The organism is Sphingomonas bisphenolicum (assembly GCF_024349785.1).
GTDB lineage: Bacteria > Pseudomonadota > Alphaproteobacteria > Sphingomonadales > Sphingomonadaceae > Sphingobium > Sphingobium bisphenolicum.
Map to the genome: position 1 here is coordinate 2,646,987 of NZ_AP018817.1, position 24,765 is coordinate 2,671,751.

24 protein-coding genes and 1 tRNA gene are annotated in these 24,765 nt (G+C 64.7%); 13 read left to right on the plus strand and 12 right to left on the minus strand.

All coding sequences use genetic code 11. The features are described 5' to 3' along the window. Position 1 precedes the first annotated feature (1 nt). From SBA_RS13100 to SBA_RS13120, 5 genes are all read right to left on the minus strand, one after another. Positions 2–748, minus strand: a complete 747-nt coding sequence (locus SBA_RS13100) for an FkbM family methyltransferase (RefSeq protein ID WP_261934760.1) — start codon at positions 746–748, stop codon at positions 2–4. Next, positions 745–1,908, minus strand: coding sequence for a glycosyltransferase family 4 protein (locus tag SBA_RS13105; protein ID WP_261934761.1), 1,164 nt, complete (start codon positions 1,906–1,908; stop codon positions 745–747). The genes SBA_RS13100 and SBA_RS13105 overlap by 4 nt, the downstream gene beginning before the upstream one ends. Beyond that, entirely contained in the window at positions 1,905–3,209 is a 1,305-nt protein-coding gene (locus SBA_RS13110) for an MATE family efflux transporter (RefSeq protein ID WP_261934762.1), read from the minus strand. The genes SBA_RS13105 and SBA_RS13110 overlap by 4 nt, the downstream gene beginning before the upstream one ends. Further along, positions 3,206–3,958: a class I SAM-dependent methyltransferase gene (locus tag SBA_RS13115; protein WP_261934763.1), complete on the minus strand. Its 753-nt coding sequence runs from the start codon at positions 3,956–3,958 to the stop codon at positions 3,206–3,208. The genes SBA_RS13110 and SBA_RS13115 overlap by 4 nt, the downstream gene beginning before the upstream one ends. A gap of 84 nt (positions 3,959–4,042) precedes the next feature. After that, positions 4,043–4,744: an NAD-dependent deacylase gene (locus SBA_RS13120; RefSeq protein ID WP_224549900.1), complete on the minus strand. Its 702-nt coding sequence runs from the start codon at positions 4,742–4,744 to the stop codon at positions 4,043–4,045. A 106-nt stretch (positions 4,745–4,850) separates the two neighbouring features. Here SBA_RS13120 and dapB point away from each other — a divergent pair, with 106 nt between their 5' ends. The 4 genes from dapB to SBA_RS13140 all read left to right on the plus strand — a co-directional run bounded on the left by dapB (position 4,851) and on the right by SBA_RS13140 (position 6,920). Beyond that, complete coding sequence (gene dapB, locus SBA_RS13125) at positions 4,851–5,615, plus strand: 4-hydroxy-tetrahydrodipicolinate reductase (RefSeq protein ID WP_224549899.1); 765 nt, start codon at positions 4,851–4,853, stop codon at positions 5,613–5,615. A 4-nt stretch (positions 5,616–5,619) separates the two neighbouring features. Continuing rightward, positions 5,620–6,282: an endonuclease III gene (gene nth, locus SBA_RS13130; RefSeq protein WP_261934764.1), complete on the plus strand. Its 663-nt coding sequence runs from the start codon at positions 5,620–5,622 to the stop codon at positions 6,280–6,282. A 101-nt stretch (positions 6,283–6,383) separates the two neighbouring features. Further along, the gene (locus SBA_RS13135) at positions 6,384–6,770 is read left to right on the plus strand and encodes a hypothetical protein (RefSeq protein WP_261934765.1); all 387 of its coding nucleotides are present in this window, start codon (positions 6,384–6,386) and stop codon (positions 6,768–6,770) included. A 73-nt stretch (positions 6,771–6,843) separates the two neighbouring features. Continuing rightward, positions 6,844–6,920 (plus strand) — tRNA-Arg (locus tag SBA_RS13140). Here SBA_RS13140 and SBA_RS13145 read toward each other — a convergent pair. From SBA_RS13145 to SBA_RS13160, 4 genes are all read right to left on the minus strand, one after another. Then, on the minus strand, positions 6,921–7,418 hold the full coding sequence (locus SBA_RS13145; protein WP_261934766.1) for a methylated-DNA--[protein]-cysteine S-methyltransferase: 498 nt from the start codon (positions 7,416–7,418) through the stop codon (positions 6,921–6,923). Between the two features lie 75 nt (positions 7,419–7,493). Further along, complete coding sequence (locus SBA_RS13150; protein WP_261934767.1) at positions 7,494–8,906, minus strand: efflux transporter outer membrane subunit; 1,413 nt, start codon at positions 8,904–8,906, stop codon at positions 7,494–7,496. Between the two features lie 5 nt (positions 8,907–8,911). Next, positions 8,912–12,085 (minus strand): efflux RND transporter permease subunit, encoded by a 3,174-nt coding sequence (locus SBA_RS13155; protein ID WP_261934768.1) that lies wholly within the window; start codon positions 12,083–12,085, stop codon positions 8,912–8,914. A gap of 3 nt (positions 12,086–12,088) precedes the next feature. Then, the gene (locus SBA_RS13160; RefSeq protein WP_261934769.1) at positions 12,089–13,282 is read right to left on the minus strand and encodes an efflux RND transporter periplasmic adaptor subunit; all 1,194 of its coding nucleotides are present in this window, start codon (positions 13,280–13,282) and stop codon (positions 12,089–12,091) included. Between the two features lie 123 nt (positions 13,283–13,405). Between SBA_RS13160 and SBA_RS13165 the strand changes: the two genes are divergently transcribed. Next, a complete protein-coding gene (locus tag SBA_RS13165; RefSeq protein ID WP_261934770.1) occupies positions 13,406–13,993 on the plus strand; it encodes a TetR/AcrR family transcriptional regulator in 588 nt (195 codons plus the stop codon). A gap of 147 nt (positions 13,994–14,140) precedes the next feature. Next, positions 14,141–14,299 carry a hypothetical protein gene (locus tag SBA_RS13170; protein WP_261934771.1) on the plus strand — a complete coding sequence of 53 codons (159 nt, stop codon included), beginning with the start codon at positions 14,141–14,143 and terminating at the stop codon, positions 14,297–14,299. 30 nt (positions 14,300–14,329) lie between these two features. Here the strand turns inward: SBA_RS13170 and SBA_RS13175 are convergent, their stop codons facing one another. From SBA_RS13175 to SBA_RS13185, 3 genes are all read right to left on the minus strand, one after another. After that, a complete protein-coding gene (locus SBA_RS13175; protein ID WP_261934772.1) occupies positions 14,330–17,221 on the minus strand; it encodes a M16 family metallopeptidase in 2,892 nt (963 codons plus the stop codon). A 146-nt stretch (positions 17,222–17,367) separates the two neighbouring features. Continuing rightward, the gene (locus SBA_RS13180; protein ID WP_261934773.1) at positions 17,368–18,753 is read right to left on the minus strand and encodes a DEAD/DEAH box helicase; all 1,386 of its coding nucleotides are present in this window, start codon (positions 18,751–18,753) and stop codon (positions 17,368–17,370) included. A gap of 311 nt (positions 18,754–19,064) precedes the next feature. Further along, a complete protein-coding gene (locus tag SBA_RS13185; RefSeq protein ID WP_261934774.1) occupies positions 19,065–19,535 on the minus strand; it encodes a pyridoxamine 5'-phosphate oxidase family protein in 471 nt (156 codons plus the stop codon). A gap of 99 nt (positions 19,536–19,634) precedes the next feature. On the opposite strand from SBA_RS13185, the gene SBA_RS13190 reads away from it, so the two are divergent. From SBA_RS13190 to miaB, 7 genes are all read left to right on the plus strand, one after another. Beyond that, positions 19,635–20,210, plus strand: a complete 576-nt coding sequence (locus SBA_RS13190; RefSeq protein ID WP_224549933.1) for a NifU family protein — start codon at positions 19,635–19,637, stop codon at positions 20,208–20,210. Positions 20,211–20,309: 99 nt separating this feature from the next. Next, entirely contained in the window at positions 20,310–20,936 is a 627-nt protein-coding gene (tsaB, locus tag SBA_RS13195; protein ID WP_261934775.1) for a tRNA (adenosine(37)-N6)-threonylcarbamoyltransferase complex dimerization subunit type 1 TsaB, read from the plus strand. Beyond that, positions 20,933–21,412 carry a ribosomal protein S18-alanine N-acetyltransferase gene (rimI, locus tag SBA_RS13200; protein WP_224549883.1) on the plus strand — a complete coding sequence of 160 codons (480 nt, stop codon included), beginning with the start codon at positions 20,933–20,935 and terminating at the stop codon, positions 21,410–21,412. Before tsaB ends, rimI begins: the two co-directional genes overlap by 4 nt. Positions 21,413–21,524: 112 nt before the next feature. Further along, positions 21,525–21,956: a MucR family transcriptional regulator gene (locus SBA_RS13205; protein ID WP_224549882.1), complete on the plus strand. Its 432-nt coding sequence runs from the start codon at positions 21,525–21,527 to the stop codon at positions 21,954–21,956. A 137-nt stretch (positions 21,957–22,093) separates the two neighbouring features. Next, positions 22,094–22,516 (plus strand): Fur family transcriptional regulator, encoded by a 423-nt coding sequence (locus SBA_RS13210; RefSeq protein ID WP_066601774.1) that lies wholly within the window; start codon positions 22,094–22,096, stop codon positions 22,514–22,516. Positions 22,517–22,520: 4 nt separating this feature from the next. Further along, positions 22,521–23,291 (plus strand): lysophospholipid acyltransferase family protein, encoded by a 771-nt coding sequence (locus SBA_RS13215; RefSeq protein WP_261934776.1) that lies wholly within the window; start codon positions 22,521–22,523, stop codon positions 23,289–23,291. Between the two features lie 8 nt (positions 23,292–23,299). After that, positions 23,300–24,664, plus strand: coding sequence for a tRNA (N6-isopentenyl adenosine(37)-C2)-methylthiotransferase MiaB (gene miaB, locus SBA_RS13220; RefSeq protein WP_261934777.1), 1,365 nt, complete (start codon positions 23,300–23,302; stop codon positions 24,662–24,664). The last annotated feature ends 101 nt before the right edge of the window (positions 24,665–24,765 follow it).

The window sequence follows — 24,765 nt, forward strand, 5'->3', positions numbered from 1 at the left end:
ATCAGGCCTGAACCAGGGTCCGGTTGACGAAAATGCCGTCCATTTCGACCAGCCGGGGGAAATGGCCCTTATTATTGGCGAAGAAGGCGGAAGGGACGAAGCCGCGCGCCTCCAGCCAGTCGATCATCGCGCGATAGCCGGCGCCGCCTTCATAGATGGGCCGCACGCCCAGTTCGGTCTGAACGCCCAGCATCGTGGTCAGGGCATCGCCCGCGCCTTCGCAGACAGAGAGGTCGTGGCCCTGCGTATCCATTTTCAGGAAGGGGCGCGCAAAGCCGTGCTGCGCGATCAGTTCGGGTAGCAGCGTGTCGAGGCGGCGGCACTGCATCTCCACCGTCTTGGTCACCCTGTTGCGCTCGGCGAAGATCGCGTCCTGCCCGTCCGAGGGTTTTTTGAGCGAGCTGAACTGGTCGGCGGCCATGATGTTGAAGCTGGCCGTGCCGTCGAAATCGGACAGCGCCATATTGAAGACATGCCAGTTACGGTCGGACGCAGCCTGTTTTTGCAGTTCGGCGAAGACGTCCGGGTTCGGTTCGAACGACAGGATCAGGCCCTTATAGCTCGCATCCTTGCGCGCCATGGTTGCATATTGGCCGCGATTGGCGCCGACGTCGAACAGGCAATCGACTGCGAAAGCCGACAGGAAACGCTTCAAGGCCTGGATTTCGGGATATTGATGGACCCGCCCGGCCGCGGCGAGGCGCAGGGCCAGGGCGCGATCGCCCAGTTCGCGCAGATAGCGGTTCATGCGCGCGCGACCAGCCCTGAGCGCGCAGCCAAAATGGTGCGATAGATGCCGATCGTCGCAACGGCCATGTCTTTCCAGCTTCCCATCTCATTCCCGTAGTCGCGCGCCCATGCGCCATGGCTTTGCCTGATGGCCGCGCTTTCGATCAGCGGCAAGAGGGCTTGGGCCAGCGCCGGCGCATTTCCCGCTTCGGATCGGACGGCGACGCCTTCGGGCAACTGGCCGAACATGCCGGCGTCCGACGTCACCATCGCCTTGCCATGGTGGAGCGCGGAGAGGAAGGCGCCGCTCGAATCGATATGACGATAGGGGAAGGCAATCATGTCGGCGCGGACCATATGGGCATCGAGCCGGGATTCGGTAAGGAAGCCGAAATCGGTGACGAGGCGGTCGGCGAATCCCTCCTGTGTCACCGCATCGAGCAAGGGGGCGACGTCCATGAAGGGCTTGCCCGCCAGCGCCAGTTCGAAGACATGGCCGGCGCGCCAGAGCATAAGGCAGGCGTCGATCAGGACATCGACGCCCTTATAGGGACGAATCGTACCGAAGAAGAGCAGGCGCGGGACCGAGGGCGCGGGGATGGCGGCGAGGTCGGCGGAGGTGGCGGGAGCGAGGCGCATCGGCGGGTGCGGGGTGACATGGATGCGGGCGGGATCGATGCCCTGCCCCAACAGCGCGGCGCGGGTGGTGTCGCCATGCACGATGAGCGCGTCGAACCGGTCGAGCAGCGTGCGATAGCCGCGTCCCTGCACGCCGGCATCGGCATGATAGGCATCGGCGTTGTGGACGGTATGAACCAGTGCCGTGCGGCCCTTGAGGCGGTTGAGCAGCAGCGCGTCGGCAGGGGCGAGCGGGAGCCACTGGACATGGACGATGGCGGCGTGGATCAGGGGACCGATGTCGCCCAGCGCGCAGGCGAGGCCATATTCGGCAGCCTTGGCGATGCGGAAGGCGCGGCCTTCACCCTGCCGCGCGCGCAAGGCTTCGCTGCGGCGGAAGAAATGCGGCTTGTACACATAGCCCTGCGGCATGATCGCGTCGGTGGAACGCATCGGGCGGCCGAGCAGGGTGACGTCGGCGCCATCCCCCGCCAGCGCCGCGCACAGGCTGTCGTCATAGCGCCCGGTGAAGAGCGAGGGATCGAGCATCGCGATCTTCATGCGCGCGCCAGCCTGCGCAACGAGACGAGGTGCAGCCCGGCCGCGGCCAGCAGGGTGAGCGCATAGAGGCCGAGGAAGGCGAGATCGAAGCGGTCCGGCCAGAGCAGCAGCGCCAGCGGCGCGCTGGCCAGCGATCCGGCAAGAAACGGGAGCGAGCGGGCGAGCAAGGCGCCGAACCGCCCGAGCGCCGCCTGCACATAGACCGAGACGCAGAGCAGGGTCAGCGCGAACAACGCGAGGATGATGAGGGTGATGTCCGCCCGGTCGATCGTTGCGCGGCCGTCGAACAGGATCGCGAACAGGCGATCGCCCGCGAGCAGCAGCACGGCGGACAGGCCGAACGCGAAGACCATCGCCGCGCCGAGCGCACGGCCGAGCAACTGGCGCAGGCGGACGCGGTCGCCGGCATGATAGGCGCGGGTGATGCGCGGCAGCGCGGCCTCCACCGTCGCGCGGACCAGCATGGACAGCGACCGCGACATCTTGAAGAAGAAGTCGAAGACGAGCATCGGCCGGGGGTCGCTGGTAGCCAGCGCGATGGTGAAATAGGGCGCGTTGTAGGCGACGATGTCGGACACGGTAAAGGCGGCCGATGCGCCGATGTCACGCAGATAATGGGCACGGACATGGCCGCCGCCGACGCGGAAGGCGAGCCAGTGCCGGCGGTTCATGTCCAGGCGTCGATGGACATGGCCGATGGCGTAGGCGATCACGAGGATGCTGACGACCAGTTGCAGCGCTACTGACAGGCGCGGGTCCATGCCCGCCAGCATCGCCAGCAACAGCCCGATCGTCACCATGCGCCGTGCGCAATCCAGCCCTTCCCACAAAAAATTGCCGTCCACCGCCGCCAACGCCCGCTTGGCGAGCAGGGCTGGCAGGTTAAGGCAGGCCGAGAGGAAGAAGAGGAAGAAGAGCAGCGGCAGGCCCGTCGCCAGCCATCCCCCCGTCAACGCCGCAAGCAGGATCAGGCTGGCGCCCGCGACCAGCAGGCCGAGGAAGAGGAAAAGAACGCCCATCTCCTCCAGCCGGAAGCCGCCATCATCGTCATTGCCCGCGCCGCTGCCGAGCCAATGGCGGCGGAGACGCGCATAGATGATGCTGGTGAGGCCGAATTCGGCCGAAATGGTGAAATTGCCGAAGGCGACGAGCAGCAGGAACGCCTGGAACTCCGCGATCGGCAGGACGCGCACGAAGACGAAGGTGACGGCGAAGCCCCAGATCAGCACCAGCCCGACATTGGCGAGCTTCACCAGCGCCAGGAAGCGGGCTGACCCTTCCAGCCGCGCGAGGCGGCTCACCGTGCGGACTCTCCGCCCGGCTTGCGCGCGCGGAACAGACGGTCGTCCAGGCCGTGGAAATGGCGCGTGGCGACGTCGATCGTCGCGGCGTCGATTTCTTCCAGATCGAAATCGGCGGCGCGGATGCGGTCGGCGAAATCGGGGCCGTACTGGCGGACATGATCCCATTGGCCAAAGCGCCGTTCGCGTTCGCGCGGCGGGATGTCGAAGCTGCCGTCCTCGGTCGGCTTGTCCCATAATGGCACGATCAGCCAGGCTTCGCCGCCGGGCTTCAACGCCCGGTGGATGTTACGCAGCACAGCCATGTCATCAGGCACATGCTCCATCACATGGCTGGCGTAGAACAGATCGTAGCGATCCCTGTCGGCAAGATTCATCAGGTCGACGCGGGTCATGTTGGCGACGCCATAGCGCGACGGGTCGAGATCGGCGGGGGTGTAATCGGCAGCAGCCGAGAAGCGCCGCACCAGACTGGCTTCATTGGGCGCCATGTGCAGGATCGCGCCGTCCGTCGGCACCTTGAGCGCGCCTTGCTGGATCAGCCAGTTCATCAGCCGCTCGCGGGGGGATGCGCCGCATTCCGGGCATCCCCACTGCCCATTGTCGCCATACCGGAAGAAGCCGACCACGGCCGCGCCGCAGGCCGGGCAACTGCGCGTCGCGCGCGCCCCCAGCGCCTTGCGCAGTTGCAGCGCCGTCTTCGTCAGATGCTTGCCGGCGGCTTTGGCCACCCGCTGGACAGTAATCACCGATCGCTCCGCGCCGTCATGGGGAAAGGCCGCGCTATACTATAAGCGCCGGGCAATGCGAGGGGGTTTCGGGTTCCGGCCCGATCAGGCCAGCAGTTCGCGCACCAGATCGGGCACCAACATGCTGGCCGGCCCCAGCCGGGTTTCGTGGAAATAGACGCTGCCGGCCGACGGATCGAGATTGAGTTCCAGCGTGCGCGCGCCGACATGGCGGGCGGTCTGGACGAAACCCGCCGCCGGATAGACCGCGCCCGATGTGCCGATCGACACGAACAGGTCCGCATCGCGCACGGCGGCGTCGATGCGGTCCATATCGTAGGGCATTTCGCCGAAGAAGACGATGTCGGGGCGCAGGGCTGGCTTGCGGCAACCGTCACAGGCCGTGCCCGGTGGCAGCGGATCGGACCAGCGGACCGCCTTGCCGCAGGCGGCACAGAGCGCCGATTGCAGTTCGCCATGCATGTGGATGAGGCGCCTGGCCCCTGCCCGTTCGTGCAGGTCATCGACATTCTGGGTGACGATCAGCAGGTCGCCTGGCCACTCCGCGTCCAGCGCGGCCAGCGCCCGATGCGCGGCATTGGGGCGCACCTCGGCCAGTTTGGCGCGGCGTTCGTCATAAAAGCGGTGTACGAGCGCTTCGTCACGGGCCAGCGCTTCGGGGGTGCAAACGTCTTCTACGCGATGACCTTCCCACAGGCCGTCCGGGCCGCGGAAGGTGGCGAGGCCGCTCTCGGCGGAAATGCCCGCGCCGGTGAGGATGACGATGTTGTGGATGTCGGCGTTCATGGCCCGACTTCTAGTGATATGACCCATCCGCGCCAAGGCCGAGGGATGACAAAGTCGCGCTGCTCTGGCATCGGCGGGCCGACTATGGATAATGGAACGGACCATCATGACGACGATCGGGATTTTCGGGGCGGCGGGACGCATGGGCCGGGCGATTGCGCAGGCGGCGGCCGATGCAGGCCTGGGTATTGCCGGCGGCACCGATCGCGAACCGGCCGGCGAAATCGCGCCGGGCATCGCCATGACCGCCGACCCGCTGGCGCTGGCGGAGGCGAGCGAGGTGCTGATCGATTTTTCGGTGCCGGGTGCCCTCAGCGCGCATCTGGACGCCTGCATTGCGGCGCGCAAGCCGCTGCTGATCGGCACCACTGGACTGGAGGCGGTGCATCACGCCCTGATCGATGAAGCCGCGGCGCATATCGCGGTGCTGCAGACGGGCAATACGTCGCTGGGCGTCAACCTGATCGCCGCGCTGGTCGAGCAGGCGGCGGCGGGGCTGGGCGACGATTGGGATATTGAGATCGTCGAGATGCATCATCGGCACAAGGTCGACGCGCCATCCGGCACGGCGCTGCTGCTGGGCGAGGCGGCGGCGCGCGGGCGCGGGATCGCACTGGCCGAGCATAGCGAGCGCGGGCGCGACGGGATTACCGGCGCCCGAGCGCAGGGCGCGATCGGCTTTGCCGCGCTGCGTGGCGGGTCGGTCGCGGGCGATCATCAGGTGATCTTCGCAGCCGAGGGCGAGCGGATCGAGATCGGTCATCGCGCGGAGAACCGCACCATCTTCGCACGCGGTGCAGTGAAGGCGGCGCGCTGGCTGGTGGGGCAGCCGGCGGGGCGTTATGATATGAAGGGCGTATTGGGACTCTGAGGTCGTGAACAAGGCGCAGATCTTCGATTTCTTCAGCCGGCTGGCAGAGGCCAATCCCGCGCCGGTGACGGAGCTGGAATATGGCAATCCCTATCAGCTGCTGGTGGCGGTGACGCTGTCGGCGCAGGCGACCGATGTTGGCGTCAACAAGGCGACCCGCGCGCTGTTTCGCGCGGTCCAGACGCCCCAGCAGATGGTCGAGCTGGGCGAGGAGGGATTGAAGGCGCATATCAAGACCATCGGCCTGTTCAATACCAAGGCGAAAAATGTCATCGGCCTGTCGGAGATACTGGTGCGCGATTTCGGCGGCGAGGTGCCGGAGGATCGCGACACGCTGACCACCCTGCCCGGCGTCGGGCGCAAGACCGCCAATGTCGTGGTCAACACCGCCTTCGGGCAGGAGACGTTCGCGGTCGACACCCATATTTTCCGCGTCGGCAATCGCACGGGGCTGGCGCCGGGGAAGACCGTGCTGGCGGTCGAGCAGCAACTGGACAAGAAAGTCCGCGGCCCGTTTCGCCGGGATGCGCACCACTGGCTGATCCTGCATGGCCGCTATGTCTGCAAGGCGCGCAAGCCCGAATGCTGGCGCTGCATCGTCGCCGACCTGTGCCGGTTCAAGCCCAAGACGCCCGCACCCAAGACAGCGGCGGCCAAGGCGGCCTGAGCGCACATCCATTCTCCTCCTGTTCAGCCATGGCGCGCTAGGATCATGACGGAAATGCGCGCGCCGCGCCGTCGATTCGGCATGATATGAGGAGAGAAGCGATGTCCATTGTTGCCCCTGCCCGGCTCGCGCTGGGCCTGGCGCTCGCCTGCGCCGCCCTGCCCGCCATCGCCAAGGACAAGCCCGACCCCTATGTGGCCAAGGGCGAGCCGATCGATTGCGTCCAGATCCAGTCGATCCGGTCGACCGATGTGCGCGATGACAGCACGATCGACTTCATCATGAACGGCAACAAGGTGTATCGTAACAGCCTGCCCAATAGCTGCCCCAGCCTGGGCTTCGAAAAGCGCTTCCTCTACAAGACGAGCCTGTCGCAGCTTTGCTCGGTCGACATCATCACCGTGCTCTACAATGCCGGCCCCGGATTGCAGCAGGGGCCGAGTTGCGGCCTGGGCAAGTTCCAGCCGATGGAGAAGGCGCCGAAATAAGATCGGTTGAGGCGATTTTGACGCTGGCGCAGCGCGGTGGACTTTGCTACCCGCCCCTCCTGACCAGCGTCATGCACCCATAGCTCAGCTGGATAGAGCGTTGCCCTCCGAAGGCAAAGGCCACTGGTTCGAATCCAGTTGGGTGCACCATTATTCCGGATTTTCTAAAGCCTTGCGCTCGAAATCGAGCAGCCAGCGCTTGGTTTCGACGCCGCCGGCAAAGCCGGTCAGCGCGCCGTTCGCGCCGACCACCCGGTGGCAGGGGGCAATGATCGAGATGGGATTGCGGCCGTTGGCGGCGCCCACGGCACGCGATGCGGTGGGGCGGCCGACGGCGTGGGCGATGTCGCCATAGCTGCGCGTCTCCCCGAAGGGGATCGCAAGCAGCGCCGCCCAGATCGTCCGCTGAAACGCCGTGCCGCGAAAGTCCAGCGGCACCGTGAACGTCTGCAACCGGCCAGCGAAATAGTCCGTCAGCTGCGCCCTCGCCGCTTCCAGTATCGGATGATCGCTGCTGGCCGTGCGCGCGCCCAACCGGACGCGCGCAGGATCATCATCCTCCCACAATATCGCGACCAGGCCGGCGTAGCTCGCCACCAGTGTCAGTTCGCCGACCGGCGAGGGGAAAATTATGTGGGCCAGGGTCATCGATCGTCTCCGCTATGCTGCCAAGTAGATAGCGGAGATCGATCGGCGATGCTTCCCGCCGCCTGCTGCCAAAGCCTATTTGAGGCCGCCACCCATGGAACGATAGAGTTCGACCATGTTGCTGGCGCGGGTCAGGCGGGTGGCGAGCAGGCTCTGTTCCGCATTGTAAAGCGAGCGTTGCGAATCCAGTGTGGTGAGGAAACTGTCTACCCCGGCCCGGAAGCGCGCGTCCGACAGGGTGTAGGCAATCTTGGCCGAATCGCGCAGCGACGTTTGCGCCTCGAGTTGCTGGCTCATCGTGCCGCGCCGGGCGAGCGCGTCGGCGACTTCGCGGAAGCTCGTCTGCACGCTCTTTTCATAAGTGGCGAGCATCGCGTCATAGGTCGCCCGGGCATAGCGCAGATTGGCCTTGTTCTTGCCGAAGTCGAAAATCGGCAGGCTGGCTGTCGGCGCCACCGACCAGGTTTCGCTGCCTGCGGCGAACAGACCCGACAGGCCGGTGCTGACGGTCCCAAGCGCGGCGGTCAAGGAAATGCGGGGGAAGAAGGCCGCCCGCGCCGCGCCGATATCCGCGTTGGCGCTGCGCAATTGATGTTCCGCCGACGCGATGTCGGGACGGCGCAGCAGGATGTCCGATCCCACGCCGGACGGCAGATTGTCCAATGTCGCGTCGGATTGCGGCAGGGCGTCGGGCAGGTCCGTCGCCGGGACGGTGGTGCCGGCCAGCAGGTTCAGCGCATTCTGGTCCTGCGCCACCAGCGTCGTCGCCTGCGCGATGTCCGACCGCGCGCTGTCATAGCTGGTCTGCGCCTGGCGCACTTCCAGTTCCGACGCGACGCCCTTGGCGAAGCGGGCTTTATTCAACTCAAGCGTCTTGCCGAATGCGCTTTCCAGATCGCGGGCGATGCGCAGTCGTTCCTGATCCGCCGCCATCGTCAGCCAGGCGTTGGCGGTTTCGGCGATCAGCATGACCTGCGCGGCGTTGCGATTTTCGACGCTGGCGAAATATTGTTCCTGCGCCGATTTGGTCAGGTTGCGCACCCGTCCGAACAGGTCGATTTCCCAGGCCGAAATGCCGACCTGCGCCTGATAGACGTCCTGCCGCAACCGATCGCTCTGGCCGAACTGGACGAGCGGCTGTGACGAGAAGGTGGCCGTCCCCGTCCCCGCCACCGTCGGCAGCAGGTCCGCCCGCTGCACCCTATATTGCGCGCGCGCCTGTTCGACATTGGCCACGGCCAGCCGCAAGTCGCGGTTATTGGCGAGCGCGGTTTCGATCACGCGCGCCAGACGAGCATCGGTAAAGAAATCGCGCCAGCCGGTGTCCGCGGTTACCGCCATGCCCTGCCCGCCATCGACGGCATAGGCCGACCCTTGCGGACTCGTGGCGGGCACCGGCAGTTCCGGCCGCACATATTTGGGCGCCATGTCGCAGGCGGCCAGCGCCAGCGAGAGAGTGACGGCGCCCAGCGCTTTCATGTTGCGCATGGTCTTCAAGCCTCCTGCGGGGCATCGGGGGTCGCCCGGTCGCCGTCCGCCTCGTGATTATGATGTTCGCGGAACAGCCGCTTCACGACAGTGAAGAAGACCGGGACGAAGAAGATCGCCAGCACGGTGGCCGACAACATACCGCCGACCACGGCCCAGCCGATCGCATTCTGACCGCCTGCCCCCGCGCCCTTGGACAGGGCAAGAGGCAACACGCCGAAGATGAAGGCGAAGCTGGTCATCAGGATCGGCCGCAGGCGCAGCTTGCCGGCTTCCAGCGCCGCCTTGGCCGGCGACAACCCTTCGCGCATCTTCTCTTCGGCGAACTCCACGATCAGGATCGCGTTCTTCGCCGACACGCCGATGGTGGTGATGAGGCCGACCTGAAGATAGATGTCGTTGTTGAGCCCCGCCAGGGTGGCGCCGATCACCGCGCCCAGCACGCCCAGCGGCACCACCAGCATCACTGCGATCGGGACCGACCAGCTTTCATACAGCGCCGCAAGGCAGAGGAAGACGATCAGCATCGAGAGCGCATAGACATAGGGCGCCTGGCCACCGGAGGTCCGCTCCTCATAGGAAATGCCGTTCCAGCTATAGCCGACGCCCGCCGGCAGCTTGGCGGCGAATTCCTCCATCGCCTGCATTGCCGTGCCGCTCGACACGCCCGGGGCCGGCGCGCCCTGGATGTTCATCGACGGGACGCCGTTGAACCGTTCCAGACGGGCCGGACCCTGCACCCACTCGGTCGTGGCGAAGGCCGACAGTGGGGCCATCGTGCCGCTGCTGCCGCGAACGTGGAAGGCGTTGATGGCGTCTGGCGACGTGCGGAAGGGCGCGTCGGCCTGGACAAAGACGCGCTTCACGCGATCGCGGTCGATGAAGTCGTTGACGTAGGAGCCGCCCAGATTGGTGCTGATCGTGTCATTGACGTCAGCCTGGGCCACCCCCAACGCGCCCGCGGCCGCCTGATCGACGTTCAGCTTGAGCTGTGGCGTATCTTCCAGACCGTTGGGACGGACCTGCGCCAGGCGCTTGTCGCCCATCGCCATGCCGAGCAACTGGTTGCGCGCGGCGAGCAGCTTTTCATGGCCCAGATTGCCCTGATCGAGCAATTGGAAGTCGAAGCCGGACGCATTGCCCAGTTCCTGCACCGCCGGCGGGACGAAGGCGAAGGCCATCCCCGCCGAAATCTTACGGAACGCCTTGTTGGCACGCAATGCGATGGCAGGCACCTGATTGTCGGCGCCCTTCCGCTCCTTCCAGTCCTTCATACGTGCAAACACGATGCCCACATTCTGCCCCTGTCCCACGAAGCCGAAGCCGCCGATGGTGAAGACGGCGGAGACATTCTTCTTTTCGTCCACCAGATAATGGTTGCGCATCCGGGTCAGAGCCCGTTCGGTCTCCTCCAGCGTGGTGCCGGCGGGAAGCGAAACCTGGTTGATGATGATGCCCTGGTCTTCTTCGGGCAGGAAGCCGCTCGGCAGGCGCAGGAAGATGAAGGCCATGCCGATCACGATGAGGCCATAGGCCAGCATCGTGCGAACCCAACGACGCTCCACCTTCTCCACGCCCCGGCCATAGCGGACCACGCCCTTGTCGAAGGTGCGATTGAACCAGTCGAAGAAGCGGCCGAAGATCGAGCCGATCGGTCCGTTCCAGCTATGACCATGCGAAGCGGGTTTCAGGATGGTGGCGCACAGCGCCGGCGTCAGGATCAAAGCGACCATGACCGACAGGATCATCGAAGAGACGATCGTGATGGAGAATTGCCGGAAGATAACGCCCGTGGACCCGCCGAAGAAAGCCATGGGCAGGAACACCGCCGACAGGACCAGGCCGATGCCGATCAGCGCGCCGCTGATTTCGTCCATCGACTTCTTGGCCGCTTCCTTGGGACTGAGGCCCTCATCCTGAATCAGGCGCTCGACATTTTCGACCACGACGATCGCATCGTCGACCAGCAGGCCGATCGCCAGCACCATGCCGAACAGGGTCAGCGTGTTGATGGTGAAACCGGCCGCGCTGAGGATCGCCAACGCGCCCAGCAGCACCACTGGCACCGCAATGGTCGGAATCAGGGTCGCGCGCCAGTTCTGCAGGAACAGGAACATGACGACGAAGACCAGCAGGACCGCTTCAAACAGGGTATGGATGACCTGTTCGACCGACAGCTTGACGAAGGTCGAGTTATCGACCGGGAAGTCATATTTCACCCAGCTTGGGAAGTTCTTCGACAATTGATCGACGCGGCTCTTGACCGCCTCCACCGTGTCGAGCGCGTTCGCGCCCGGCGCCAGCTTGACGCCGAAGCCCGAGGCCGGATAGCCGTTGAACTTGACGCCGAACCCATAGGTTTCCGCACCCAGTTCGATCCGGGCGACATCCGACATCAGCACGACCGAACCGTCGCCGTTGCTGCGCAGGCGGATATTGCCGAACTCTTCGGGGGTGCGCAGGCGCGACTGGGCCGTGACCGTCGCGTTGAGCGCCTGCCCCTTGGGCGACGGCGATCCGCCGATCTGCCCGGCGGACACCTGCGCGTTCTGCGCGACGATCGCCGATTTGACGTCCCCGGTGGTGACGCCGAGATTGGCCATCTTGTAGGGATCGAGCCAGATCCGCATCGCATATTGCGAACCGAACAACTGCGTATCGCCCACGCCGGTCACGCGGCTGATCGGATCCTGCAGGCTCGACGCGATAAAGTCGGCGGCATCCTCCTGGTCATGAATGCCGTCGTCCGAATAGGCGGCCATGATGAGCAGGAAGCTGGAGGTCGACTTGCCAACGCGCAGGCCCTGCTGCTGCACTTCCTGCGGCAGCAGCGGCGTCGCCTGCGACAGCTTGTTCTGCACCTGGACCTGCGCGATGTCGGGATCGGTGCCCTGTTCGAAGGTCAGGGTGATATTGAGATTGCCCGACCCGTCGCTGGTCGAGGAGAAATAGCGCAGATTGTCGATGCCCTTGAGCTGCTGTTCGATGATCTGCGTGGTCGTGCTTTCCAGCGTCTGGGCATTGGCGCCAGGATAGCTGGTCTGGATCGTCACCGCAGGCGGCGCGATCTCAGGAAACTGCGCGACCGGCAGAGAACGGATCGCCAGCAGGCCGGCCAGCATGATGACGATGGCGATGACCCATGCGAAGATGGGCCGGTCGATAAAATAGCGGGCCATGATTTAGTGCGCCCCGCCCTGAACCGTTGACGCAGCATTTTGCGCGCCATTTTTCTGGCCAGGCTGAGCAGCGGTCACCTGCTGCGGCGCACCGGGCTTGACGACCGTGCCGGGGCGCAGATTCACCAGCCCTTCGACGATCAGCCTGTCGCCGGGCTTGAGCCCATCGGTGACGATCCACTTGTCGCCGACGGCGCGGTCGACCGTGACTTGGCGCACCTCGACCTTGTTGTCCTTGCCCACCACCATGGCGGTCGCACGACCACGCGGATCGCGGCTGATGCCTTGCTGCGGCGCCAGGATCGCCTGGGCGCGCTGTCCTTCGACCAGCTTGGCACGGACATACATGCCGGGCAGCAACAGGCCGTCGGGATTGGGGAAGGTGGCGCGCAAGGTCACGGCACCCGATGTAGGATCGACCGTGACTTCGGAAAATTGCAGGCGCCCCTCGATCGGATAGACGCTGCCATTGGGCAGAAGCAACTGGATGCGCGCGCCATCGGCTTCGCTGACACCCCCGCTCTTCATCGCCTGTTTGAGATCGATGATCTGCGCCGCCGACTGCGAGACATCGACATAGACAGTATCGGTACGCTGGATCGTGGTGAGCGCGTCCGCCTGCCCCGCCTGCACCAGTGCGCCGGGGGTGAAGAGCGAGCGGCTGATCCGGCCGGAGATGGGCGCGCGGATGCGCGTGAAATTCTGATTCACCTGCGCCGCCTGCATGGCGCCACGCTGCGCCGCAACATCGGCACGCGCCTGCTGCGCGGCGGCGTCGGCATCGTCATATTCCTGGCGGCTGACGGCATTGATCCCGACCAGATCCTTGTAGCGCTGGGCCTGCAGCCCGGTCGAGCGGATCGCGGCATTGGCGCGGGCGAGCGAACCCTGCGCCTGCGCCAGGGCGGCGCGATACGGCGCGTCGTCAATTTCGTAGAGAAGCTGGCCGGCGCGGACATTGCCGCCCTCCTGGAACAGGCGGCGACGGATCACGCCGCTGATCTGGGGACGCACTTCCGCAGTTTCAAAGGCCACGATCCGGCCGGGCAGCTCGTTCACCAGCGTCGCCGATTCGCGCTTGAGCGTGATTACGCCGACGGCGGGCGGCGGCGACGCAGGCGGGGGGCTTTCGCCGCATCCACTTAACGCCAGTGCCGACGCACACGCCAGCAGCCCGATGATTGTCCCCTTTTGCATCGTTTGAATATCCGTCTTTGAAATAGGGATCGAAGAGATGGAATGAACGTTCATTCCGCTTGCCGAGCAGGTACGATCATGGCAGTGCGATTTCAAGAGGCAAAAAAGGCCTAAGGGGTGGACATGGTTGCAGTGCAGCAAGAAAAAAATGGTCGGGTTCGCATTTTGGCGGCAGCAAGGACATTGTTCGACAGCCATGGATTTCATCAGACCGCGATGGCCGAACTGGCGGTCGCCGCCCAAGTCTCGGTCGGACAGATATATCGCCTTTTCAAGAGCAAGGAAGATATTATTGAGGCGCTGGTCCATGACGACGCCGATCAATGGTGCGGCGAAATGGCAGAAATCCAGATGCGGATGGATGCAGGCGAACTGACGATAGTCGAAACATTCGAGCAATTGCTGCTGCATACGATCGACGAGAAGGACGAGGCTCTTTCGTTCGACATATTGGCCGAAAGCTTCCGTAACGCCGCAGTCGCCGACACGATCGGTACCATGTGCCAGCGGTTCCGTACCTATATCCGCTATTTTGCCTGCGCAGCCAATGACAAGCTGTCCGGTGAAGCGCTGGACGCGGCGGAGGAAATGATCCTGGCCTGCCTGTTCGGCCTGGGACATCGTAGCCTCTCACGCCCCCGCCTGTCGGCAAGCAGCGCCGCCCGCCTCACTGCGGAGATGATCGTCACCGCGCTGGGCGGCGTTCGTTAATTTCGCGACCGACGCGCCCGATAATCGGGAGAGCCGGTCGCCGCATCTGCTCCACGTTTTGCCGCATCGGCGCACTATGCATGTCGCATCGCGGCAACTTACTGATGCCCCACGCCTTTACCTTTCGAACTTTTCGGGAGGCATTCCATGCATATGACGTCCGCTTTCGACCGCGCCTATTTTACCGCGCGACTGGAAAGGAACCGCCAACTGGCGGCCAAGTCGCATAATCCGGTCATTCGCGAACTGCATCTGGAATATGTCCGCCTCTACGAACAATTGATGGAGCAGCCCCAGCCGGCGTGACGCGCAGGCGCCGGATGCCGGGCGGCGCGATCAGCGCGCCGCCACCCCTTCGGGCAGGACGACCGTCGACCAGCTCTTCCCCGGCACCAGATATTTGGCCGCAAGCGCCTGCAACTGCGCCGGTGTGACCGAGAGCATGTCCTGCGACATATTCTTCATCGCCTCGACATAGCGGGCGTCATGGGTCGCACCCTCCATCTGGTTCATCCAGAAAGCATTGCCGGTGCTGGCCCGCATCAGCAACTGCCGCATCGGTGCAACCGCGCGCTGCAACTCGTCATCGCTGACGGGGGTCTTGGCGAGGTCTGCGGCCGTGTCCTTCACCACGCTGTAGAAATAGGCGATCTTGTCGGGCCGGACCTGGCTGGTGACCAGGATATAGCCGCCGCTTTCGTAGGAGAAGGGCCAGTTATTCTGGACGCTGGGCGAATAGGCAGCGCCCTCCGTCGAGCGCAGCTTGTCGAACAGGCGGTCGTTGAAGATCTGGGTCAATATCTCCAGCTGGCGCGCCTCCTTCTGCAGCTCGAAGCCGCCGGCGGTCGGCCAGGCCATGACCGCCGCCGCCTGTTCCTTGTCGCCCTTGTGTCGCAAGATGACCGGCGTATCGACATGGGCCGGGAAGCGCATCGCCCGGTTGATCGCGGGCACCGGCACATCCGGGCGGGCCGGCAGTGCGCCGAAGGTCGCGGCGACCGCCTGGATCGCCTCATCCGCCTTGACCTGACCGAAAATCTGCACCTCGATCGGGCCGGAGGCGAGGATCGGCTCCCAGGTGGCGCGGAATGCCTGCGGCGTCAGCGCCTCGATCTCGGCACGGGACGGGGTGCGGAAGCGGACGTCCTTGTCATGCAATAGCCAGTTGAGATCGCGGCCCAGCACCGAGTCCGGCGCACGCGACATGGCGTCATAGGCGACGATCGCGCCTGTCTTCACCCGCGCGATCGGCGCGGGATCCCAGCCGGGTTGCGCCAGCTTGGTCGCGAACAGGCGCAACTGGTCCCGATAATCGGCGGGACGGGTCACGACCTGCATTTCGAAAGCATCATCGTCGGTCGAGAAATCCATGCCCATGCGGCGGCCGTTGGTCAGGTCGTCCAGTTCGCGCTGGCCGAGCTTGCCAATACCGCTCGCCACCAGCGCATAGTCGGCGGCCCAGCTTGCGACCGGCCTGGTCGGCGAAAAGGCCTGCTGGCCATGGCCGAAGCGGACGTTGATCCGCACCTTTTCGGTTTCCGCGTCATTGGCGAAAAGGGTCAGCTTGACGCCGTTGGAGAAAGCGATGCTTTCCATGCCCTGGAGGCCGACCGGGGTGCGCGACACCACCGTTCCGGGCGGCCCGAGCTTGGGCAGGTCGTCCATGGTCACCGCCTTGTCGGCGAGGCGGGCGTTGGTCGCCGCCTTCACTGGCGCGGCGAGCGCAGCGGCGAGTTTCGCGTCAAGGCCGGGTTGCACCTTACCCGTCATCATCAGCGCGCGGAACACGCCGGCGGAGAAGAGGCGCCGCGTGGAATCGAGGATTTTTTCCGGCGTCATTGCGGACTTGCCGGCGCGAAAGATGTCGACGGCGGCCTGCGGACTGACGGTGGTCTCCCGGATGTCGACGGCGCTGACGAGATCGCTGGCCTGCTTGGCGCCCGGTTCCGTATCCGCATTCTCGACCTGGATGTTGAGCGCGGTATCCATCTGCGCATATTCGCGCTCGATCTCGGCCTGGCTGGGTGGCGCGGCCTTCGCATCCTCCACCACGGCGCGCACGTCGGCCAGCGCCTTCTCCCAATTCTCGCCCGTCGGAATGATGGTCATGAAGGTGCCGTCGACCGAGCGGCTGACATCCTGTTGCTCCACGCCCGCTTGCAGGAAGCTGCCGCCAGCGCGCGCCGCCTGCTCCAGCCGGCGGCTGATTATCTGCAGCGCGAGCATGTCGGTCAGCTTGTCCTGGTTGTAGACGATGGTGTCGGCATGGGGTGTCCAGGGACGCAGCCAGGCCAAAGTCAGGCCGAGCGGCACGCCCGGCTCCACCACCACTCGGGTCGCAGGCCGCTTGGCGTCCGGCGCGCCGAAATCGGGCAAGGGTGCGCCCTTGCCGGGCACCGTCCAACTGGCGAAATTATCCTTGATGAGTTGTTCGGCCTGCGCCGGATCGATATCGCCTGCGATCGCGATGACGGCGTTTTCGGGGCGATACCAGCGCTGGTGGAAGGCCTCCACCTTGGCCGCGGTCGCGGCGGTCAGCGTCGCCACGGTGCCGATCGGCGCATGGTCGGCAAGCGGCTGGCCGGCGAAGAAATGCAGCCGGCTGGCGTCGGACATGCGCATCTGCGGTCCGTCGCTCTCGCGCCGTTCGGCGAGCACCACGGCGCGTTCGGCGTCGACCGCGCTGTCCACGATATTGGGATCGGTCATCATCCCGGCGAGAATCTTCATGCTCTCGGTCAGGCTGGCCGGGGTCGCCTGCGGCAGGTCGAGCGCATAGGTGGTGCCGGTCGGCGTCGTTTGCGCGTTGCTGTCGCTGCCGAAAGTGACGCCCAGACGCTGCCAGATGCGCTTGGATTCGCCATCGGGAACATGGCGCGAGCCTCGCATCGAGAGATGTTCGATGAAATGGGCGTACCCCAGTTCCTCGGGCCGCTCCATCAGCGAGCCGGCATCGATCCGCAGGCGGACGGACACCTGCCCCGGCGGAACGCCATTGCGCCGGATGGCATAGCGCAGGCCGTTGGACAGCGTGCCGAATCGCCAGGCCGGATCGATCGGCACATCGCTGTTTTCATAGAGCCATGGCCGCACCTGCGCCTGCCCGCTGATCGGCCCCTGCCCGGCGGATGCCGGAACGGTGTCGGTCCGGGCCGCCAGGGGCGATCCCGACAGAAGCAGGGCGAGGACGGAGAGCGAAGCGGCCGAACGGCGGGGGGAAAAGCGCATAGGCATGGGAGCCTAGCGCCATTTTCCTGAATGACCACTGACAAAGCGGTCATGCATGGGGCTTAAGCCCGATATGCGCACCGTTCGCTTCGAGCGGGTGGAGAAGCGTTTCCCGACCTCGCCCGAAACGAATGGCGTCTATGGATTTAGCGCGGTGCACCGGTGCGCTGGACGGCGCCCTTGTGCGTGCCGACGCCGCCGCGACCGCGACCGCGACCACGGAAGGGCTTCTTCTCGCCGCCCTCGGCATCGGTGCGATGCGCGCGATCGGGGGCGCCGCGCTGCTGACGCTGACCATCCTGATATTTCCGCTGGCCGTCGGCGCGGCGCGCCTGCTGCTGCGGGGTCTGGCTCGGCCCCTTCTTGGGTGCCGCCGGCTTGGGCAAAGCCCGCACCGCGTCCATGAAATTCTCCGGCAGCGCGACGACTTCCAGCTTCACGCGGGTCGCCTTCTCGATCGCCTTCAGATAGGGGCGCTCGTCATCCGCCACGAAGCTGATCGCGATGCCGTCGGCTCCCGCGCGCGCCGTCCGTCCGATGCGGTGGACATATTGTTCGGCCACATTGGGGATTTCGAAGTTGATGACGTGGCTGACGCCCGACACGTCGATGCCGCGCGCGGCGATGTCGGTCGCGACCAGCAGCTTCACCTTGCCCTGACGGAACGCCTGCAGCGCGGTGGTGCGCTGGCCCTGGCTCTTGTTGCCATGGATGGCGAAGGCGTCGATGCCCGCGCCTTCCAGGAAGCGCACGACGCGATCGGCGCCATGTTTGGTGCGGGTGAAGATCAGCGCGCGGTCAATCTCTTCGCTCTTGAGCACCAGATGGAGGAGCGCCTGCTTCTCACCCTGGTTCACGAAATACATCTGCTGGCGGACGCGTTCGGCCGTGGTCGATTGCGGGGCGACGCTGACCTTGACCGGATTGTTGAGGAACTGTGCGGCGAGCGCCTCGATTTCCTTGGGCATGGTGGCCGAGAAGAAGAGGTTCTGACGGTCGGCGGGCAGCATCTTGGCGACGCGCTTCAACGGGTGTATGAAGCCCATGTCCATCATCTGGTCGGCTTCGTCGAGAACGAAGATTTCCGTGTCCTTGATGGTGAAGGCGCGCTGGTCGATCAGGTCGAGCAGGCGGCCGGGGGTCGCGACGACGACATCGACGCCGACGCTGAGCGCACGGATCTGCTTGCCGATCGGCACGCCGCCAAAGACGGTTTCGACCGACAGCTTGAGGAAACGGCCATAATCGCGAAAGCTCTGCGCGATCTGCGCGGCGAGTTCGCGGGTCGGCGCCAGCACGAGCATCCGGCAGCCCTTGACCGGCGTCGGCCTGGGGTTGCGGGCGAAATAATCGAGACTGGGCAGCGCGAAGGCCGCGGTCTTGCCGGTGCCGGTCTGGGCGATGCCGCACAGATCCTTGCCTTCCAGCAGGACGGGGATCGCCTTTTGCTGGATCGGGGTCGGGGTGACGTAGTTTTTGGAGGCGAGCGCCTTCATGATGGGCTCGGCGAGACCAAGGTCGTTGAATTGCATTAAAGAAAACTCACAAGTGGCCAGGACGCCAACTTGCTCTGCGGACGCAGGAAGGGCGCGAGGCGGGTTACGAAACGACCCGCGTGAAAAGGGAAGCCTCAAGCTTGGCGCAGACTCTCATTGGCCGGTCCGTGGTCCTCACCTGACCCCTGGAGGTCAATTGGGATTGCGGACGATCACGCTGCCAATCGCTGGGGGACCGGAAACGGCCCGTCTGCTGCGCTGCAACGCATATGGCGAAGTTGCAGGCAAATAGCAAGCGGCCGCGGATTTGCACCGCGGCCACCGATTTTCCGGTGAAGGAAAGGACGTCAGAGCGCCACTTCGGCGTGCTTGCCCTTCATTTCGTCGCGCACGTCGCCGCCGAACAGCATCTTGAAGACGCCCTTGATCGACATGTCCGACCGCCAGATTTCCGCGTTCCCCAGATCGAAGCGCAGCATCAGTAGATTGGGATCGTTGCGACCGCCCGGATACCAGGCCTCGACCTCTTTCGACCAATAGCGATCGATAATCGCCGCATCGGTTTCGGGCGTCAGCGTTCCTTCGATACAAGCGAAGAGATTATGGTCCTTGGCCGCATATTGCGCCATCGCCGGGCCGCCCGGCGCAAGCCGATTGTCGCGCGATGTGTAGAACCAGAAGCAGTGATTGGCATTCGGATCGAGTTGCGCGGTCATCGGCGCGCTATGCTCCGTGCTGTTTTGCAAGCCCAGCATCAGGAAGGGGCTGCTCGACAGTTCCGTCCAGAAACGATCTCGAATATCGGTGGTGTCGCCCATGATCCTGTCTCCTTGTTGCGTCGCCTCCTTCAATGGCCGGGATGCAGCGAAGTTCCCGAAACGCTTGATCTTGACCGCGGCAATCGCCACATGAGCATCATGCTGATCGAGACCGAACTGACGCCCAACCCGGCGACCATCAAATTCCTGCCCGGACGCGAAGTCATGGGCGTCGGCACGCGCGATTTCGCGACGCCGGAGGAAGCGGAAGCGTCGCCGCTGGCCGATGCGCTGTTCCGCCTGGGCGATGTGACGGGCGTGTTTTTCGGCGGGCATTTCATCTCGGTCACGATTGCGCCGGGATCGGAATGGTCCGACGTGAAGCCGGATGTTCTGGCAACGCTGCTAGAGCATTTCTCAGCGAACATGCCGCTCTTCACGCCCGGCTCCGCTGCGGGGATCAGCGTGCCGGCCGACGAGGAGAGCTTTGCCGACGCCCCGGAAGACGCCGAGATCGTCGAGCAGATCCGCGACCTGATCGATACGCGGGTGCGCCCGGCGGTGGCCAATGATGGCGGCGACATCATCTATCGCGGCTTCGACAAGGGCACCGTCTATTTGAAGATGCAGGGCGCCTGTTCGGGTTGCCCGTCCTCCACCGCCACGCTCAAGAACGGCATCGAGCAGTTGCTGAAACATTATGTGCCCGAAGTCACCGAGGTCCGCGCGGTCTGAGGCCTGTTCGCGACATTTGGCAAATCCCGAAGGATCGACTAACCGCAAGACGAATCCGCAAAGCATCAATGCTTGGGGCGGATGCTTGAGGGGGTTTGCTTGCGTCTTCTGGTGATCGACACCGCCACCCAGGCCCTGTCCGTCGCACTGCTGGAGGACGGGACGCCGATCGGCCGTTTCCACGAAGTCGTCGGGCGCGGCCATGCCGAGGCGCTGTTGCCCGCCATCGCCGCCTTACCCGATGGCGGGCGCGCCGACGCGATCGTGGTGGATGTGGGACCGGGCAGCTTCACCGGCGTTCGGATCGGCATTGCCGCCGCCCGCGCACTGGCTCTGGCCTGGAATATCCCGCTGCATGGCTATAGCGCGCCGTCGCTGATCGCGGCGAAGGCGGCGCAGGATCATGCCGGTGGCCCGATCGCCGTCACCATCACCGGCGGCCATGGCGAGTTGTTCTGGCAATGCTTTACCGCCGACGGCATACGCGCGACGAGCGCGATCGCCTCCACGCCGATCGCGCAACTGGCAGGACTGCTCGACGCGCCGATCCTCTATGGCACGGGCGCCGAAGCGCTGGTGACGGCGCGCGGTGATGGCGCAGCGACCACCCTCTATCCCGATGCCACCGACTATCCGCTGATCGCCGGGCTTGCGCCGCTGCCCCCTAGTCCGATCTATGGCCGTGGCGCGGATGCGATGACCATGGCGGAGCGCGCCGCATCATGATCCCCGACCTGCATCTGAGCGTTTATGACGAGGGCGAGCGCAATGCGCTGGCGGACGCGATGGAGGTCATGGCGCGCGCCTTCGACCCCGTGTTCGGCGAGGCCTGGACGATGCCGCAACTGGCGGGCGTGCTGATGATGCCGGGCACCTGGCTGACCATAGCGCGCGTGGACGCCGCGCCGCTGGGCTTTGCGCTGGTGCGGTCGGTGCTGGACGAATGCGAATTGCTGCTGCTGGCGGTCGATCCGATCTGGCGCGGACGCGGCATCGGCGAGACATTGCTGCGCCACAGCCTCCGCACCGCGCGCCAGCGCGGCATCACATCCATGAACCTGGAAGTGCGTTCGACAAATAAGGCCGTCAAACTATACGAGAAAAGCGGCTTCGAATATGTGCATCGTCGCCCCGGTTACTATCGCGGCAATGATGGTCAACTTCACGATGCACTCAGCTTTCGCATCGACATGCTGGCCTGACTTAATAGGGTCTTGCGAAATCCTACGCCAAGGTCTAGCGACCATATACCGCTCCTGAAATGCATTCCTTGGGCGGGTCGCACAACAATATAGCCTTGTAGGAAACAGGAAAATGGAAACCGAATCGGCCCAGAGCGAACTGCTCATTACTTTGACGTCGGACATCGTGGCTGCCCATGTCTCGAACAACAGTGTCGCCGTCTCCGACGTATCTACGCTGATTCAGAATGTTCACGCTGCGCTGTCGGGCCTGAGCCAGCCTGCGCCGGTGCCTGAAGTCAAGCCTGAGCCGGCCGTTTCGGTCCGTTCGTCGATCAAGCCCGACTATATTATCTGCCTGGAAGACGGCAAGAAGCTGAAGATGCTCAAGCGCCACCTGATGACCCATTATCAGATGACGCCGGACGATTATCGCGCCAAGTGGGGCCTGCCCGCCGATTATCCGATGGTAGCCCCCAATTATGCCGAACAGCGCCGCAACCTGGCGAAGAAGATCGGCCTGGGCACCAAGCGCCGCCGGACCCCCGCCACACGCGGCAAATAATTCGCGCGATCGATCTGCCAGATCGATCGAGACGCCGTCAAAGAAAGGGGCGCATCGCCGATGCGCCCCTTTCCTGTATTCATAAAAGTCGCTAGGTTCGATCCAACCTGTCGCACCAAGCCATTAAGCGAGCCTGCATGAACCGCAAAATCGACGTCGAAGCCCTGTGCCATGAAAAGGGACTGCGGATCACCGAGCAGCGCCGGGTGATCGCCCAGGTGCTGAGCGACGCCACCGACCACCCCGATGTCGAGGAACTGCATCGCCGGTCCGCGGCGATCGATCCGGGCATTTCCATCGCCACGGTGTACCGCACGGTGCGCCTGTTCGAGGAAGCGGGCATATTGGACCGGCATGATTTCGGCGATGGCCGCGCCCGGTACGAAGCCGCGCCGGAATCCCATCACGACCATCTGATCGACGTCGAAACCGGCAATGTCATCGAGTTCGTCGACCCGGAACTGGAACAGTTGCAGAAGCTGATCGCCGAGAAGCTGGGTTTCCGCCTGGTCGACCATCGCATGGAATTGTACGGCGTCGCCCTCGACCGGAAGAACTGACCGGTTGAGCGCGCTGCGCCGGACGATCCGCATCGCGGCATTGATCGCCAGCCTGCTCGTCTGCCTGATCCCGCACCTGCTCTGGCGCGTGGCGCGCCGCCCTTCGCCGTGGCCGCGACGCTTCCTGGCGATGGCCGCGCGATCGGTCGGCGCGCGCGTGCGGAAGGACGGGCACCCCCATGACGGCGACATCTTCCTGCTCGCCAATCATGTTAGCTGGCTCGACATATTGGCGCTGGCCGGCGCGACCGGCGCAGCCTTCGTCGCGCATGACGGTATCGCCCGCTGGCCGGTGATCGGCTGGCTGGCGGCGCAGAACAACACGCTGTTTGTCGCGCGCGAGCGGCGCGGCGCGCTGTCGGGCCAGATCGACGCCCTGCGCGCGGCGCTGATGGGGCATCAGCCGGTGGCGCTCTTTCCCGAAGGCACGACGAGCGACGGCAGCGGGCTGCTGCCGTTCAAACCGTCCTTGCTGGCAGTGTTACTGCCCCCGCCGCGCGCGGTGATGATCCAGCCGGTGCATATCGATTATGGACCGGCGACGGCGGAGATCGCCTGGCACGGCGAGGAGCCGGCAGGAACCAACGCCATGCGCATATTGGGACGCAAGGGAACGCTGCCGGTCACGCTGCGCTTCCTGGAGCCGTTCGACCCGGCGCAATGCGCCGATCGCAAGGTCATCGCCGCCAAGGCGCGCGAGCGTATCGCACTTAGTATAGAGCAACGTTCCAAGGCGCATCAGCGCCCTTCCGCTTCGCCCCTGCCGCCTGTATAGCTGGTGCGATGAATCGTAACGACGCCCCCAAAACCCTCGCCAAGACTGCCCCAGCGACTTTCCACGTCAAATCCTTCGGCTGCCAGATGAACGTCTATGATGGCGAGCGCATGGCAGAAATGCTGGGCACGCGCGGCATGACTGCCGCGGCGGAGGGGGCCGATGCCGACCTCGTCATCCTCAACACCTGCCATATTCGGGAAAAGGCGGTGGACAAGGTCTATTCCGATATCGGCCGGATGGTGCGCGAGGATGGCAGCCGCCCTATGATCGCGGTCGCCGGCTGTGTCGCGCAGGCCGAAGGCGGCGAAATCCAGCGCCGCGCGCGCAATGTCGATATCGTCGTCGGCCCGCAGGCCTATCACCGCCTGCCCGACCTGATCGACAAGGTCGGTCGCGGCGAGGAGGCTGTCGACACAGACATGCCGCTGGCGTCCAAATTCGGCGCCCTTCCCGCCCGCACCAAGCAGGCCCGGCCGACCGCCTTCCTGACGATCATGGAAGGGTGCGACAAATTCTGCACCTATTGCGTGGTGCCCTATACGCGCGGCGCGGAAATCAGCCGGTCATGGGACGCGATACTGGACGAGGCGAAGGCGCTGGTCGATGGCGGCGTGCGCGAGATCACGCTGCTGGGCCAGAATGTGAACGCCTGGACCGGCGAGGACGACAAGGGTCGGACGCAGGGCATGGACGGGCTGGTCCGCGCTCTGGCGAAGATCGCCGACCTCAAGCGCATCCGCTATACCACCAGCCATCCCAACGACATGAGCGACGGCCTGATCGCCGCGCATGGCGAGGTGGAGAAGCTTATGCCTTTCCTCCATCTGCCGGTGCAGTCGGGCAATGACCGCATCCTAAAGGCCATGAACCGCAGCCATAGCGTCGACAGCTATCTGCGCATCATCGATCGCGTGCGCGCGGTGCGCCCCGATATCGCCGTGTCGGGCGACTTCATTGTCGGCTTCCCCGGCGAAACCGACGCCGAGTTCGAAGATACGCTCAGGATCGTGGATCAGGTGGGTTACGCCCAATGCTACAGCTTCAAATATAGCCCCCGTCCCGGCACCCCCGCCGCCGACATGGATCATCAGATCTCCGCGGCGGTCATGGATGAGCGGCTTGCGCGGTTGCAGGCGGCGATCAACCGGCATCAGGTGGATTTCAACGCCGCTACGATCGGCCGCAGCACCGACATTCTTCTGGAGCGCAAGGGGCGTTATCCCGGCCAGCTGATCGGGAAGACGCCCTGGCTCCAGTCCGTCCATGTCACCGTGCCCGACCTTTCCATCGGCGACATGGTCGAAGTCGACATCATCAGCGCCGGCCCGAATAGTCTGGCCGGCGAACCCAGCAGGAGGCAGGCCGCTTGAACCAAAAAACCGTCGTTCCGGCATATGCAGGAACCCCTCTCCGACCGTGTCCACCAGGATCGAACGGCGGAAGATGGATACTCGCCTTTGCGAGCATGACG

Coding starts and splice junctions, on each gene's coding strand:
- SBA_RS13165 (WP_261934770.1), top strand. CDS start 13,406: ATGGTTGCAGTGCAGCAAGAAAAAAATGGTCGGGTTCGCATTTTGGCG.
- SBA_RS13210 (WP_066601774.1), top strand. CDS start 22,094: ATGAACCGCAAAATCGACGTCGAAGCCCTGTGCCATGAAAAGGGACTG.
- SBA_RS13145 (WP_261934766.1), bottom strand. CDS start 7,418: ATGACCCTGGCCCACATAATTTTCCCCTCGCCGGTCGGCGAACTGACA.
- rimI (WP_224549883.1), top strand. CDS start 20,933: ATGATCCCCGACCTGCATCTGAGCGTTTATGACGAGGGCGAGCGCAAT.
- SBA_RS13105 (WP_261934761.1), bottom strand. CDS start 1,908: ATGAAGATCGCGATGCTCGATCCCTCGCTCTTCACCGGGCGCTATGAC.
- SBA_RS13190 (WP_224549933.1), top strand. CDS start 19,635: ATGCTGATCGAGACCGAACTGACGCCCAACCCGGCGACCATCAAATTC.
- SBA_RS13120 (WP_224549900.1), bottom strand. CDS start 4,744: ATGAACGCCGACATCCACAACATCGTCATCCTCACCGGCGCGGGCATT.
- SBA_RS13100 (WP_261934760.1), bottom strand. CDS start 748: ATGAACCGCTATCTGCGCGAACTGGGCGATCGCGCCCTGGCCCTGCGC.
- dapB (WP_224549899.1), top strand. CDS start 4,851: ATGACGACGATCGGGATTTTCGGGGCGGCGGGACGCATGGGCCGGGCG.
- SBA_RS13155 (WP_261934768.1), bottom strand. CDS start 12,085: ATGGCCCGCTATTTTATCGACCGGCCCATCTTCGCATGGGTCATCGCC.
- SBA_RS13170 (WP_261934771.1), top strand. CDS start 14,141: ATGCATATGACGTCCGCTTTCGACCGCGCCTATTTTACCGCGCGACTG.
- SBA_RS13175 (WP_261934772.1), bottom strand. CDS start 17,221: ATGCGCTTTTCCCCCCGCCGTTCGGCCGCTTCGCTCTCCGTCCTCGCC.
- SBA_RS13135 (WP_261934765.1), top strand. CDS start 6,384: ATGTCCATTGTTGCCCCTGCCCGGCTCGCGCTGGGCCTGGCGCTCGCC.
- SBA_RS13205 (WP_224549882.1), top strand. CDS start 21,525: ATGGAAACCGAATCGGCCCAGAGCGAACTGCTCATTACTTTGACGTCG.
- miaB (WP_261934777.1), top strand. CDS start 23,300: ATGAATCGTAACGACGCCCCCAAAACCCTCGCCAAGACTGCCCCAGCG.
- SBA_RS13185 (WP_261934774.1), bottom strand. CDS start 19,535: ATGGGCGACACCACCGATATTCGAGATCGTTTCTGGACGGAACTGTCG.
- SBA_RS13160 (WP_261934769.1), bottom strand. CDS start 13,282: ATGCAAAAGGGGACAATCATCGGGCTGCTGGCGTGTGCGTCGGCACTG.
- SBA_RS13180 (WP_261934773.1), bottom strand. CDS start 18,753: ATGCAATTCAACGACCTTGGTCTCGCCGAGCCCATCATGAAGGCGCTC.
- SBA_RS13150 (WP_261934767.1), bottom strand. CDS start 8,906: ATGCGCAACATGAAAGCGCTGGGCGCCGTCACTCTCTCGCTGGCGCTG.